15 protein-coding genes are annotated in these 14,000 nt (G+C 52.5%); 9 read left to right on the top strand and 6 right to left on the bottom strand.

What is annotated here, in order from left to right:
- Positions 1 to 64: 64 nt before the first annotated feature.
- Positions 65 to 694 carry a nitroreductase family protein gene (locus tag JSQ80_RS06700; RefSeq protein ID WP_206094799.1) on the bottom strand — a complete coding sequence of 210 codons (630 nt, stop codon included), beginning with the start codon at positions 692 to 694 and terminating at the stop codon, positions 65 to 67.
- 202 nt (positions 695 to 896) lie between these two features.
- Entirely contained in the window at positions 897 to 1,817 is a 921-nt protein-coding gene (locus JSQ80_RS06695) for an aldo/keto reductase (protein WP_206094798.1), read from the bottom strand.
- 204 nt (positions 1,818 to 2,021) lie between these two features.
- Here JSQ80_RS06695 and JSQ80_RS28940 point away from each other — a divergent pair, with 204 nt between their 5' ends.
- Both JSQ80_RS28940 and JSQ80_RS06685 read left to right on the top strand, forming a co-directional pair.
- The gene (locus JSQ80_RS28940) at positions 2,022 to 2,414 is read left to right on the top strand and encodes a rhodanese-like domain-containing protein (RefSeq protein ID WP_206094797.1); all 393 of its coding nucleotides are present in this window, start codon (positions 2,022 to 2,024) and stop codon (positions 2,412 to 2,414) included.
- A gap of 223 nt (positions 2,415 to 2,637) precedes the next feature.
- Complete coding sequence (locus tag JSQ80_RS06685; protein ID WP_206094796.1) at positions 2,638 to 3,597, top strand: MraY family glycosyltransferase; 960 nt, start codon at positions 2,638 to 2,640, stop codon at positions 3,595 to 3,597.
- Positions 3,598 to 3,695: 98 nt separating this feature from the next.
- On the opposite strand, the gene JSQ80_RS06680 is transcribed toward JSQ80_RS06685, so the two are convergent.
- On the bottom strand, positions 3,696 to 4,262 hold the full coding sequence (locus JSQ80_RS06680) for a maltose acetyltransferase domain-containing protein (RefSeq protein WP_336245709.1): 567 nt from the start codon (positions 4,260 to 4,262) through the stop codon (positions 3,696 to 3,698).
- 182 nt (positions 4,263 to 4,444) lie between these two features.
- Here JSQ80_RS06680 and JSQ80_RS06675 point away from each other — a divergent pair, with 182 nt between their 5' ends.
- The 6 genes from JSQ80_RS06675 to JSQ80_RS06650 all read left to right on the top strand — a co-directional run bounded on the left by JSQ80_RS06675 (position 4,445) and on the right by JSQ80_RS06650 (position 10,594).
- Positions 4,445 to 5,119 (top strand): tetratricopeptide repeat protein, encoded by a 675-nt coding sequence (locus tag JSQ80_RS06675; protein WP_206094795.1) that lies wholly within the window; start codon positions 4,445 to 4,447, stop codon positions 5,117 to 5,119.
- A gap of 272 nt (positions 5,120 to 5,391) precedes the next feature.
- On the top strand, positions 5,392 to 5,715 hold the full coding sequence (locus tag JSQ80_RS06670) for a metal-sensitive transcriptional regulator (RefSeq protein WP_087431970.1): 324 nt from the start codon (positions 5,392 to 5,394) through the stop codon (positions 5,713 to 5,715).
- A gap of 263 nt (positions 5,716 to 5,978) precedes the next feature.
- Positions 5,979 to 6,179 carry a copper ion binding protein gene (locus JSQ80_RS06665; RefSeq protein ID WP_087431971.1) on the top strand — a complete coding sequence of 67 codons (201 nt, stop codon included), beginning with the start codon at positions 5,979 to 5,981 and terminating at the stop codon, positions 6,177 to 6,179.
- A gap of 71 nt (positions 6,180 to 6,250) precedes the next feature.
- On the top strand, positions 6,251 to 8,680 hold the full coding sequence (locus JSQ80_RS06660; protein ID WP_206094794.1) for a heavy metal translocating P-type ATPase: 2,430 nt from the start codon (positions 6,251 to 6,253) through the stop codon (positions 8,678 to 8,680).
- A gap of 428 nt (positions 8,681 to 9,108) precedes the next feature.
- Entirely contained in the window at positions 9,109 to 10,071 is a 963-nt protein-coding gene (locus JSQ80_RS06655) for a copper amine oxidase N-terminal domain-containing protein (protein ID WP_206094793.1), read from the top strand.
- Between the two features lie 16 nt (positions 10,072 to 10,087).
- Positions 10,088 to 10,594, top strand: a complete 507-nt coding sequence (locus JSQ80_RS06650; protein ID WP_206094792.1) for a VanZ family protein — start codon at positions 10,088 to 10,090, stop codon at positions 10,592 to 10,594.
- A gap of 226 nt (positions 10,595 to 10,820) precedes the next feature.
- Here JSQ80_RS06650 and serS read toward each other — a convergent pair whose 3' ends face one another.
- The 3 genes from serS to JSQ80_RS06635 form a co-directional block, all read right to left on the bottom strand.
- Entirely contained in the window at positions 10,821 to 12,098 is a 1,278-nt protein-coding gene (gene serS, locus JSQ80_RS06645) for a serine--tRNA ligase (protein ID WP_206094791.1), read from the bottom strand.
- A 318-nt stretch (positions 12,099 to 12,416) separates the two neighbouring features.
- A complete protein-coding gene (locus tag JSQ80_RS06640) occupies positions 12,417 to 12,902 on the bottom strand; it encodes a MarR family winged helix-turn-helix transcriptional regulator (RefSeq protein WP_087431977.1) in 486 nt (161 codons plus the stop codon).
- Between the two features lie 24 nt (positions 12,903 to 12,926).
- The gene (locus JSQ80_RS06635) at positions 12,927 to 13,403 is read right to left on the bottom strand and encodes a glutathione peroxidase (protein WP_206097499.1); all 477 of its coding nucleotides are present in this window, start codon (positions 13,401 to 13,403) and stop codon (positions 12,927 to 12,929) included.
- A 210-nt stretch (positions 13,404 to 13,613) separates the two neighbouring features.
- Between JSQ80_RS06635 and JSQ80_RS06630 the strand changes: the two genes are divergently transcribed.
- Positions 13,614 to 13,997: a c-type cytochrome gene (locus JSQ80_RS06630; protein ID WP_087431979.1), complete on the top strand. Its 384-nt coding sequence runs from the start codon at positions 13,614 to 13,616 to the stop codon at positions 13,995 to 13,997.
- Positions 13,998 to 14,000 lie beyond the last annotated feature (3 nt).

Below are 14,000 nucleotides of genomic sequence, written 5' to 3'. Positions count from 1 at the left end.
TTCAACCGCATAACGGCGCAAGCACCCGGTTTGAATGGCGGGACCGCATCAAACCAATCGGAAGTTAGAACGAATTATGCGTCACGAATTCGCGGACCGGCTTGCGGTAACCGCGCGGACGCTGACTGGAAGTATCCTCCTTTCCGATCGTGATCAACATGACCGGTACGTAATTGTCAGGGATGTTCAGGATGGATTGTACTTGATCGGGATCGAATCCGATCATCGGGCAAGTATCCCAGCCCTTCGCTTTGGCGATGAGCATGAATTGCATCGCGGACAGGCTTGCGTTGCGAATGGCATCCTCTCTCTTGAACGTGTCTCCCCGTTGTTCATAAAATTGCGTCGTGCCTTCCACTGTCTTATCGTACTCTTGTTTGCTCAAGATCCCAAGATGAAGCAGCCCTTCGTTCAATTCTCCCGCTTTCAGGTGGGCTTCCGTATCACCCAATACGACAATGGCAGCCGAGGCGGTTTTGACCTTATACTGCTTATAGGCAGCTGCATAGAGCTGATCCATCAACGCTTTGTCCGTGACGGTCACATAGTGCGCATGCTGAAGATTGAATGCGGATGGCGCGAATTTGACGAGCGAGAACATATCGTCAAGCTCCTCGGTGGATATTTCAACATTTGGAAGAAATTTATTGGCGGATCGTCTTTCTTTAATGACAGTCAAGAAATCATTACTCATTTCGTTCTCCTCCTCGAATTCATCGGGATATTTGTTAAGAAAAGTATACCACACTTACTTTATAAAAGTAAGTAAATAATATAAATATATAAACAATAATTAAGTTACTTAAAATGAATCATACATTATGTGAAAATAATTACATACTGTCGTTCAAAAAAGACACGCCTACGCTTCACAGGCGTGTCTGGCTCTTCCTGCCCTAGTGCCGCCATATTTGTGGATGATCCGTTGGAGCCAGCAGGGCGGCGCGGGCATTGCTTTCGACTTGGGCTTCATTTTTGCAGCCGGGAATGACACAGGTAACCGCTTCGTGCCGCAGACACCAAGCGAGCGCCCATTCAGCCATGTTGACATCCTGCGGCACTTCCGTGCGCTTAATTTCTTCGGCCTGCTTCAGCTTCTCATCGACTGCGGCCCGGTCATGATTATGGCGCACATCGTTCGCGGCGAATTCGGCTCCAGGTCTGTATTTGCCGCTCAAATAGCCGCTCGCGAGCGGAACACGCGCCAATACGCCTAAGTCCTGATCCATGCAAGCGGGAAAGACGTCTGCTTCCGGTCCGCGATCGAGACGGTTGTAGACGACCTGGATTGCGCCGGCGCCAACCTTGCTGGCAGCCGAAGTCTGATGCATGCTGTTGCTCTTGTTCAATGACAAGCCGATATGGCGGATCTTGCCGGCTTGCACCTGTTTGTCCAGCATCGTCCACAAATCGTCATTGTCGAACGCTTGGTCGTCTCCGGAATGGAATTGATATAGGTCAATATAGTCCGTCCGCAATGCGCGCAAGGAATCTTCCAACTGCTGCAGCACCTCTTGGGCGCCGTATTGGGTCGTCCGCTGGAGATGAGAGTGGAACTTATGGCCGAACTTCGTGGCGACGACCCAATCTTCCCGCCGGTCGCGCTGCAGAAATTCACCGATGAACGCTTCGGACAAATGATCGCCATAGCATTCCGCCGTATCGATCAGGTTAATGCCTGTGTTTTTTGCTTTATGTAAAATACGGTCTACTTCCTGCTGCGTGTAATCATGACCCCACTCACCGCCGAACTGCCACGTTCCGACGCCGATGACGGACACTTTCAATCCGGTCTTGCCGAGTTTGCGATATTGCATCCAACGATTCACACCTTTCTTATCAGCTTCGTATTGCTACTCTGATGATAGCATATGGCAGCGCCGTATTTCTATTTTTTGCGAGCTGCTGGGAAGCCTCTATTTTGGACAGCAGGAGGGTTGACTTTAGCAATGATAGCTACTATGATTTTTATACCTGGTGGGGTATGTGGTTGCGAATGCTTGCATGAAGGAGGAATTGACGTGAATTGGTGGATAGAGCTAGGGGCGCTTGTCAGTCTGTTTCTAATCATGTCTCGCATTTGGCAAATGCGGCCGGTTGCCGGCCTGACCTATGTTACGCCGACGGCCGTGTGCGAGTTCGTACAGATGGATCCCGCCGTCAAGCTGATCGACATAAGGGATCCCGTAGATTATATGGAATGCCATTTAGAGGGCTCGACCTCTATTTATGTGGGCCGATTGCCTTATGTGTGGAGGAAGGAGCTGTCGGTGCTGGATTCGGTCGTCATACTCGGGTCCAGTGCGAGGGAAGTGCGGAAGGCGGCTCGTATTCTGAAGCGGAGAGGGTTCGTGAAGCTATACGCCGTGCGGGCTTATCGATGCCAGCCATGCGCTGGCGAGGCGACGTGTTGAGACGTTCGCCAATTATGGTAAAATGGGAAAATACGAGGAGGCTGGAAACTCCGGAATGAAGGAAGATGCTTCCCGCTACACAAACAAATCATAACGATGCTGCTGGAATCAAGCGCAATCAGAGACAAAAATCTTGGGGGGGTCAGTTGCCGTAAGCGGGAAAATCCTTATAATGAATCGTATGGTTGTTTTACTCGAAGAAAGCGTTATATAGGAGGAATTTATGCTCTACCTATCGGCTTTTTTGATTTCATCTCTAATCGTGATGTTCCTCATCCCGCCGCTGCGGAAGATGGCATTTCGCATTGATTTTGTAGACAAGCCGCGGAAAGACAGTGAACGGAAGATACATCGGGAACCGATCCCGTTAACGGCGAGCATTGCCATCTTTATCGGTTTCTTCATCACTTACGTGCTGCTCGTGCGCAATGTCATGGTAGAGTCGATCGCCATTTTTGGCGGCGGGCTGCTCATCTTGCTAATCGGTACGGTGGATGATTGGTATAAGACGCATGGCAAAGAATTTCCCGCACTGCCCAAGCTGTTAGTGCAGGTGTGCGCTGCAATCATAGTGTTTAGCTCCGGCATTAAATTTGAAGGATTCACGAATCCGTTCACGCATGAATTCGTCAGTCTGCCTGGATGGCTGCAATTCATCTTGACGGTCATGTGGATATTCGGCGTTACGACCGTCATTAATTTTTCTGATGGAATGGACGGTCTGGCAGGCGGTCTGACGGCGATATCCGGAGGGACGCTCTTTGCGGTCGCCTTGGCGCAGGGACAGAGCGTATCCGCCATGATGGCGATTATTTTGGTGGGCGTTTCCGTTGGCTACTTGCGTTATAACAAACCGCCGGCGAAGGTATTTATGGGAGATGCAGGCGCGACATTCTTGGGCTTCATTCTCGGGGTCATCGCATTGGACGGCGCCTTCAAGCAAGCGACGGTATTGTCTTTGTTCATCCCGATTCTTGCACTTGGCGTACCGATATTCGACAACGTCTTCGTTGTCATCCGCCGCTTCCTGCAAGGGAAACCGGTGTATAAGGCGGATGCCTCCCAAGCGCATTATCGCCTGCTCGCGGTCGGCTTGAATCAGAAGCAGGCTGTTGCTTTTCTGCTGCTCATTAACCTGTGCTTCGGTCTGACCTCGATTATTTTAACCTTGCTGCAAGTGTAGAATAGGTGCGATAGATACATAGACAAAGGGGCGTTCCACAGCAGATAGCGCTGCTGGCGGGATAGCCCCTTTCATGATGCATGGCATGATGCGCAGGTTTACACTTCGATTGTTTTGATGATGCGCGCCGGGTTCCCTCCGACCACAACATTTTCCGGCACATCCTTCGTGACGACTGAACCGGAAGCGATGACGACGTTATTGCCGATTGTCACGCCCGGGTTAATGATGGAACGTCCGCCGATCCAGACGCGGTCGCCAATCGCGACCGGCTTGCCATATTCATAGCCGGAGATTCGTTCCAACGGATGAAGCGGGTGGGTTGCGGTATAAATGTGGACGCCCGGCGCGAGAAAGCAGTTGTCGCCAATACGGATTTCGCACACGTCCAGCATGACGCAATCGAAGTTCGCATAGAACCCTTTGCCCACATAAATGTTATAGCCGTAATCGCAGCGGAAGGTCGGTTCGATATATATTCCTTCGCCGACCGTTCCGAATAACGTGTGCAGCAGCCGGCTGCGTACTTCATAGTCCGTCTCCGACGTTTGGTTATATAGACGTGTCAGCCGTCTTGCCTGCTCACGATCGCGTACCAGCTCCTCGTCTCCTGCCATGTACAACTCGCCGCGAATCATTTTTTCTTTTTCAGAATGTGTTGTCACTGTGTATGTCTCCTTCTGCGATGAGGTGAAATGATAACGGTCTTGTCTACATTATCGAAATGCTTGCTGGTTTGCAAGCGCTGCGGTCATAGACGGGATGGCGCGCCATAACCGCCGAATTCACAGGAATAGCAAAAATATGGTATGATGGATTCAACTTTGATGGGGATGTGAACGTTGCCATGAGTAAGATAATTGGGTTCGGCATGCTGTATTGGCTGTTTGGCAATCCGTTTTTGGCCATTATCGTTTTGCTTCTCATCGTCTATATTATTGATCGGCAATTTATTGGTCTGTCACCGAGCATGGTTAAGCCGTTGCAAAGAATGAACCGTATTTCGAAGCTGAGGCAGCAACTGAACACGAATCCTCATGACGTCTCCGCCAAGCAAGACATGGCGCGGCTGCTCATGGAGCGGAAGCGCTACCGTGAAGCCCGCAGCCTGCTGGAACCGCTGCAGGAGTCGATGGACCATTCGGCTGAATACTGGGACGACCTCGGCACCAGTTATATTCATACCGGCGACACCGCAAGGGGAGAAGAAGCGATTCGAACAGCGTTGGACATCAATCCGCGCGTGAAATACGGGGAGCCTTATTTGCGCCTGGCCGCCATGCACTCACAGTCGGATAAGAATAAAGCGATTGAAGCGCTGCAATCGTTCCGCCATATCCAATCCTCGTCCTGCGAAGCCTATTATCGCCTCGGAATGTTATACGCGCAGATCGGGAAGAAAGAGGAAGCGAAGCGCGCCTGGGATGAGGCGGTTCAGATCTACCAAGCGCTGCCGCGCTATAAGAAGCGTCACGAGCGCAGATGGATGATGAAGTGCCGCCTCAAGAGAGCGATGGCATAACAGCATGGTTCCAAGTGAAGGGAACATTCAGGTCTTCATTTCCGAATGGGAGCGCAGGGCTTTTTTTTGTTGGATTTGCTTTTCCATGAGCAGGCGCGCTTGCGCACGGTTTGAGCATGTTCGCCATTTATTTGGCTCCGTGTCCGCCGAACAACCGCTTTGCATAGGTGGGGGGACTATGCTACACTGTGATTCATATATAGATGTGCTTGTTCAAAAGAGGAGCCTTTGGAACGGGAATCTTTAAGAACAAACCTCTAGGAGGAGATTGTATGGACGAGAATAACCAAGAACTTGACTGTTGTGCAGTCTCGAATGATCGCAAGAGCCACCACTCCGAGAAGACGAAGAAGAATTTAATTACCCGTCTCAATCGAATCGAGGGGCAAATACGCGGCGTCAAGGGCTTGATTGAGAAGGATACGTATTGCGACGATGTGTTGAATCAGATCTCATCGATTCAAGCGGCCTTGAACGGCGTCGGTAAGCTGTTGCTGGAGCATCATATGAAGAGCTGCGTCATCGAGCGCATCCAAGAAGGCGATCACGAAGTAATTGATGAAATATTGACGACGATGAATAAATTGATGAAATGAAGTTGGGGGATTCGTATGAATCCCTTTTGTCTCGCACATGCAAGATAGGATGGGGTCCTATGGTATTAAAGTGTTGACTAATATAGGGTAGAGGGGTATACTAAAAAACAAGGAGGTGAACTTCTTCCGGACGCGATATTCCAGAACGGGACCGCCGCGTGTTTCGTCGGTCGTGAATGCGGCACACTAGAAGAATGCACACCGCACGTAACGATGAGAATGAACCATGTTATGAAATGATAAATAAAGGAGAGCGAATTAAGATGCAAACTGTGACATTGAACGTAGAAGGAATGAGCTGCAACCACTGCGTAAGCTCCATTGAAAATGCGATGAAAGAATTGGGTGCGAGCGGTAAAGTCGATTTGGCCGCAGGCAAAGTAATGGTGGAGTACGATGAGAACCAACTGACGCTGGATGCAATTAAGGAAGCAATTGAAGATCAAGGCTACGACATCGTGTAATGACAAGCCGTCCGACGCAAGGGCGGCTTTCTTCTCATAACGATGCTAAGAAGCAGGTGAGGTGTTAGGATATGGACGCAACGGGTAAGGCGACAAAGCAAACCTCTTTACAAATTTCAGGCATGACCTGTGCCGCTTGCGCAAATCGGATTGAGAAAGGGCTAAGCAAACTCGAGGGTGTTGCGGAAGCGAATGTGAACTTCGCCATGGAACGTGCGACCGTCACGTATGATCCAGACAAGACCGGCACGGGGAGGATGGAGGAAGCGATTCAGAAGCTGGGCTACGGCACCGTGAAGGATACAGTCGACTTCCAGCTTGGCGGGATGACTTGTGCGGCCTGCGCAACTCGAATCGAGAAGACGCTCAACAAAATCCCGGGCGTAGCTTCAGCCACTGTCAATTTTGCAATGGAAACGGCTCATGTGGAATACAATCCGGCGGACTTGTCGGTTCAAGATATGCAAGAGCGGGTGGAGAAGCTCGGTTATACGGCCGTGCCGAAGCGGGAGCAGGGGGATCCGGCGGAGCGCCGCAAGCGGGAAGTGACACGCCAAAAGCGCAAGCTGATTGCATCTGCCATTCTGTCCTTCCCGCTTCTGTGGGCGATGGTCAGCCACTTTTCCTTCACGTCATGGATATGGCTGCCTGAATTGTTCATGAATCCGTGGTTCCAGCTGGCGTTGGCCACGCCGGTACAATTCTATATCGGGAAGCAATTTTATGTCGGCGCATACAAGGCGCTCAGCAACAAGAGCGCCAACATGGACGTGTTGGTTGCGCTGGGAACGTCTGCTGCTTATTTTTACAGCCTCTATTTGACCGTCCAATGGGCCCTGCAAGGCGCCAACGGGCATCATGGTCCAGAGATGTATTACGAGACAAGCGCCGTGCTCATTACACTTGTCATTCTGGGTAAACTGTTCGAATCGCTTGCTAAAGGCCGCACCTCCGAGGCGATTAAGAAGCTGATGGGATTGCAGGCCAAGACGGCTCTCGTCGTCCGCGACGGACAGGAGCTGACCATTCCGGTGGAGGAAGTCCTTGCCGGAGATGTCGTGCTGGTGAAGCCGGGCGAAAAAATCCCGGTGGATGGAGAGGTGCTGGAAGGCACATCGTCCGTCGACGAATCGATGTTGACGGGAGAAAGCATTCCCGTCGATAAAAATGCCGGGGACCCTGTCATCGGCGCAACGATTAACAAAAACGGCAGATTGAAAATTCGCGCGACCAAGGTCGGCAGAGACACCGCCTTGGCGCAAATCATCAAAGTCGTGGAGGAAGCGCAAGGCTCGAAAGCCCCGATTCAACGGGTTGCCGACGTCATCTCCGGCATCTTCGTTCCGATTGTGGTCGGCATCGCGATCGTGTCATTCTTCGTATGGTATTTCGCGGTAGATCCGGGCAACTTCGCGGGTGCGCTTGAAATCTCGATTGCCGTTCTGGTCATCGCATGTCCGTGCGCCCTCGGCTTGGCTACGCCGACTTCGATTATGGCCGGATCGGGCCGCGCTGCCGAGTTGGGCATTTTGTTCAAGGGCGGCGAACATCTCGAATCGACGCACAAAATCGAAGCCATCATACTCGACAAGACGGGCACGATTACGAAGGGCAAGCCGGAATTGACGGATGTCGTTGCTGAGGGCATCGATGAAGCAGCATTTCTGCGCTTGGTCGGGTCTGCCGAGAAAGATTCCGAGCATCCGCTGGCCGAAGCGATTGTGAACGGAATTATAGCGCAAGGAATCGCCCTGACGGCAGCGGATGAATTTGAAGCGATACCGGGGTATGGAATCCGCGCTGTCGTGGAAGGCAAGGAGGTGCTTGCCGGTACACGCAAGCTGATGGGCAAATATGATGTGCAGGCCCAGCATGCGTTCGAACGCATGGCCAGACTCGAGCAAGACGGCAAGACGGCCATGCTGATCGCGGTCGATCGCCAATATGAGGGCATCGTCGCCGTTGCCGATACGATTAAGAATACTTCGAAAACGGCAGTTGCGCGCTTGAAGCAAATGGGCATCGAAGTCATCATGATTACCGGGGACAATGAACGCACGGCTCAGGCAATTGCGGCCCAAGCCGGCATCGAGCATGTATTGGCCGAAGTGCTGCCGGAAGGCAAGGCGGCAGAGGTGAAGAAGCTGCAGGCGCGAGGCAAGAAAGTTGCGATGGTCGGCGATGGCATCAATGACGCGCCGGCGCTGGCGATGGCGGATATCGGAATGGCCATCGGCACCGGAACCGACGTCGCGATGGAAGCGGCTGATGTGACGCTGATGCGCGGCGACCTGAACAGCATCCCGGATGCGATTTATATGAGCCGCAAGACGATGAGCAACATTCGCCAGAACTTATTCTGGGCGCTTGCCTACAATTCGATCGGCATCCCAATCGCGGCGCTCGGCTTGCTGGCTCCATGGATTGCGGGCGCGGCGATGGCGCTCAGCTCGGTGTCTGTCGTGCTGAATGCGCTGCGGCTGCAGCGGGTGAAGCTCTAATACGTCACATGAAGTTTATGCATAGTTTTGCGAAGTCTCGTAATGTGCCGCGGCCGTTACGGGGCTTTTATTTTTCTCGTTTTGCAAAAAAACCATTGAAAATGTTTTATTAAGATAATAATTTATTATTTACTGTTTCTTGCAGAAAGGAGGGGCACCTGTGGAACACCCCAATGGGGTTTTATTGCAATCTTACTTTCCCATGGCTCATTTATCGCTTCGATTATCCCATAACGTCAGACCTGTGGAGCATCCCTCGGGCGATATTCATCGCTGCGGGGGATGTTTTTTACGCTTGGGACGGAATGCGTCGAAATTTGCAACATTTGCAAGAAGGGTTCGGTCTATAAAAGAGAGAAGCATTTAAAGAAGAGAATAAGAAGCTTCAAGACAAATGGATATCCACGTAAGAGAGGAGCAGAAGTGAGATGAGAAAATGGCTAGCCGCCGCGCTTTGTCTGTCCTTGTGGCTCGGATTCGCCGGAACAGCGGCACACTCAGCGCAAGCGGCCCCGTCGAAGAGCGATATGAAGGTGTACTTGAACGGGTTCGATATTTCGGAATGGAAATGGGAAGAAAACCACATTATGGTTCCTCTCTTTGCATTCGACGATTACAGCTACTTTGACGAGCAGGACAAAAAAGATAAACAGGATATCACGTATAATTGGGATGCGAAGAGCAAGACGGTATGGGTGTATCCTCCCGACAAAACGAGGACGGTCAAGCTGGTGGCTAACGAAGCGCACGCTTTGGTTAACGGGAAACAAGTAAACTTGGACGCGCCGGTGCGCCTTATCGATGGCCACACGTATGTGCCGCTGCGTTTCATCAGCGAAGCCTTGGGAGGCAAAGTGGTATGGAACGAGGCGAAGAAGACGGCCGTCATCCGCACGCCGGAACGTGTAAAGCGGGATGAGGTCATTCGAACCGGAAGCTTGGAGGATGCGCGCAAGGAAGCACTTCGTCTGCCAACCGTACATCCGAACCGGGAGCTGCTGCCGCGCGCGGAAGGATTTGCGGTTAGCATTCAGTTCCCTGAAGGGGAGGCGCTGCGCTATTATTACAGCGTCAAAGACATCATGAGCTATGTCGTTATCAATGGCGACGGCTTGGCCGAAGTGATGTGGCAAGGACGCAGGGGCACTGCCTCCGATAAATTCATCGAAGAGATTGGCAATAAGCCGGAACAAGAAGAGAAGGCGGTCTACTTCAACCATTCGTTCCCGGTTCAGGATGTTGTCACCTACGGCAAAGTCGGCGTGGATGGCACCACTGCGCAGCTGGGCAAGTTCGAAGTGACGAAATCGCTGCGCTCTCATGCGGATGCGATTATAGCGATACCTGGCGAGAAAAGAACAGACGGAGAACAGCCAGACGGCAAGGCATGAGGGAGGTCTGCAAATAATGAATTTGCGCAATAAACGGGCCATTTGGTGGTTCGTGTTGACGCTGCTCTGGATGGGGGTTATTTTCTATAAATCGTCGGAGCCCTACACGCATCAGGATCTCCGGCCTACGCTAGCGGCATGGCTGCCAATGGATATGGTGGCGCGTTGGCTTCCGCAGGTCGAGTTCTATTATGACGGCGGGCTTGTCACCTGGACGAAACCCTATGATTTTGTGGAATTTTTCATCCGTAAGGCGGCCCATGTTACAGAGTATGCGATTCTTGCTTTTTTAGCGATTCAATTAGGTTTGGCGCTGTATCTGAAACGGGCAGGCGCTATCGTGCTCGGGGCGTTGTTCACCTTGCTCTATGCGATGTCGGACGAGTGGCACCAGAGCTTTGTCCCCGGCCGGACGGGTCACGCCATCGATGTCGGCGTTGACAGCATCGGCATTCTGCTCGTCGTCACAGGCTTCCTCCTGGCGGGCGCGATCGGCAGACGCAACAAGCGTTCCGGATACTGACGGCCGGAAGCGGTGCGTGCCTAAGGATGGATGCACATTTCATCCAGTTAAAATGCCGGTTGGCCGCTCAAATGGAACCTTCAACTGTCCATTTTCCAATAACACATAGGAACTCGTCTCCGATTAGGCGACATTCGGCTATTAACCAGATGCCCGCCCGCTACCCTTGTCAGATGAGGACAGGGTAGCGGGCGGGCATCTGTCATGTTGCCGTATATAGCGTCTCTTACGGCCGGATCTCTGCCAAGCCGCGCATATAAGGGCGAAGCGCCTCGGGAATGCGGATCGAGCCATCCGCCTGCTGATGGTTCTCCAGCAGCGGAATGAGGATGCGCGGTGTAGCGACCGCCGTATTGTTCAAGGTGTGGCAATATTGCAGCTGGCCCTCCGCGTCGCGGTAGCGGATGTTCATGCGCCGCGCCTGGAAGTCGTGCAGGTTCGACGCCGAGTGAGTCTCGCCATAAGCCCCGCGGCTAGGCATCCATGTCTCGATGTCGTACTGCTTGAACGTCTTCTGCGACATGTCGCCCGTGCAGACCGCCACGACGCGGTAAGGCAGCTCCAGCGCCTCCAGGATGCTCTCGGCATGGCCGACCATCTCTTCCAACAGACGGTTCGACACCGCAGCATCGTTCGGCGCGAGAATGACCTGCTCCACCTTGGCGAATTGATGCACGCGGTATAAGCCGCGCACGTCCCGCCCGGCCGAGCCGACCTCGCGCCGGAAGCAGGGCGACGCGCCAGCGAGCCGTATCGGCTTGCTCATATCGACGATCTCGTCGCCATAATAAGAGACAAGGCTTACCTCCGAAGTGCCGACAAGCCATAGCTGCTCCTCCGGGATGGCGTAACATTGGTCTTCACCGAGCGGGAAGAAGCCCGTGCCGATGAGGGCGTCCCGGCGCACCATGAGCGGCACATCCATGATGGTGAAGCCGCGATCCGTCAGCATGTCGATCGCGAATTGCTGCACGGCGCGATGCAGCAGGAGCCCGGCATTTTTCAAATAATAGCTCCGTGCGCCGCCTACCTTCACGCCGCGGGGGATATCGAACAGGTCGAGCCGTTCGCCTAATTCCACATGATCGAGCAGGGGGAAGTCGAACGCGCGGGCCGCTCCGACCCGCCGCACTTCGATATTGTCCGCATCCGAGACGCCGACAGGTGAATCATCCGCGGGCAGATTCGGCACGAGCAGCAAGAGATGGCGGTACTGCCGTTCAGCTTCGTCCAATTCCTGCTCCGCTCGGCCAAGCTCTTCGTTCAACTGCCGGACCTGCTCCTTTAACCGTTCGGCTGGCTCCTTTTCTCCTGCGCGCATATGCGCAGCGATTTGCCCCGAAGCCTTATTGCGCTCCTGCCGCATCGCTTCCGTATTCTGCAGCAGGTCTCTGCGCTTCGCATCCCAAGCTAGAAGCTCCTGCACATTGAAAGCCATCCCTTTGAGCCGGGCCGCCCGCTGCACCTTATCCGCATTCATTCGTATCCATTTGATGTCCAACATCGTTCCTCGTCTCCTTTACCGTTCGCATATCCGTAAATAAACAGAAAGCGCCCCTCATCCGATTGGGACGAGGAGCGCAAGCTCGCGGTGCCACCCAACTTGATCCACGCGCATAGGCGCGATGGATCCTCTTGGTTCCGCGGTAACGGGCGGTGCCGGTTAACTTAGGAGCATCGGAATGCCGATGCCTTGACGAGAACGCCTCTGAGTTGGATGCTCATCATCGGCATAATGACGATATCGGATTGTACATGCAATGATTGATCAAACGTTATAAACAACTTTAATTATATGACATCATTCCCGGAAGTCAACGTCTTATTCATCAGCGCCCTCATTCGCGTGCCGCAGCAGCGCCAGAAGGGAATGAAGCTCCTGCAGCAGCTTGTCGGGAGCATCGGTCAGCTTGCACACCTGCCCTGCCAATTGCTGAGGGATGCACCTCGCCTCGTCCTTCATGGCCCAGCCTTTGTCCGTGAGCGTAATCACGACTTTGCGCTCGTCCTCTGGATCGCGCCTGCGTTCAAGCAACCCTTGCTGCTCCATGCGTTTCAGCATCGGCGTCAATGTGCCGGAATCGAGATACAGGCGGGCGCCCAGCGACTTGACCGTCATTCCATCCCGCTCCCATAGCGCCAGCAGAGTTAAATATTGCGGATAGGTGATTTCCAGCCGCTCCAGCAGCGGACGGTACAGCTTCGTCATTTCCCGCGACGCGGCATAAACGGCGAAGCATAATTGATTATCCAGCTTCAGCAGGTTATCGTTATCGTTTGCTTCGTGAGCTCCATGCTGTGTTGACATCGTAAGCAGCTCCTTAATTGCGCCTTACAGCAAGGCTATTATTTCCTCTTCCATTTTGGCGGGATTCGTCTGAGGCGCATAGCGCTTTACGACCTGACCGGAACGGTCCATCAGGAACTTGGTGAAGTTCCATTTGACATCGCTGCCGAGCAGTCCTTTTTTCTCCGAGATCAAATGCGTAAAGAGCGGCTCCGCATCCGGACCTTTCACGTCCACTTTGGCAAACATCGGGAAGGTGACACCGTAGTTCAATTGGCAAAATTCCATTGTTTCACCAATATCGTCGAACTCCTGCTTATTGAACTGATCACATGGAAATCCGAGAATGACCAAACCGCGCTCTTTATAGGTATCGTACAATTGCTGCAGCTCTGCGAATTGGGGCGTAAAGCCGCATTTGCTTGCCGTATTGACGATCAGAATGACCTGTCCTTCGTAGTCGCGCAAGGATTTCATGTCACCGCTCGGCGTCTTGACTGAGAAATCATATACTGTTGTCATCATTATTCTCTCCTTTGCATTCACATGCTCCATGTATTTTGGAGTCGTTCATTTCTATTTCATTTCTATTTCATTTATATCACACTATTTACTTGTGGTCAATTTAATTGCACACAATTTAAAATGGCGTTTCTGTTTCTTTATCAAGAATGAACGGCAATTCTTTCGGATAACCTAACGCTATTCCTAGGATGATTAGAGGTGCAAATAATGAAGAAAGTTACAATGATGCTGCTGGCAGTCGTTCTGCTCCTTGGACTAACCGCATGCGGATCAAAGACCAACACGGATAAGGAACAGGCACAAAAAGAAAATCAAGGTCAAACGCCAGGAACAACGCAAGGAGAGACGCAAGGAGAAGCCACGACTACTGCAAATGCCGAAGCGGTATACAAGCAGAATTGCCTCGCTTGTCATGCTGCCGATTTAAGCGGACAGGCAGGACCCAATTTGCAGAAGGTAGGGGCAAAAAGGACGCCGGAAGAAATTTCGAATATTATCCACAACGGCGGCAACGGGATGACGGCATTCAAAGGCATACTGAGTGAAGATGAGATCAAGTCGCTTACCGATTGGCTGGCGGCGAAGAAGTGAATT

The organism is Paenibacillus apiarius (assembly GCF_017052585.1).
GTDB lineage: Bacteria > Bacillota > Bacilli > Paenibacillales > Paenibacillaceae > Paenibacillus_B > Paenibacillus_B apiarius.
Note: the sequence above shows the minus strand (reverse complement) of the source record. Positions and strands in the feature narration are given on the sequence as shown.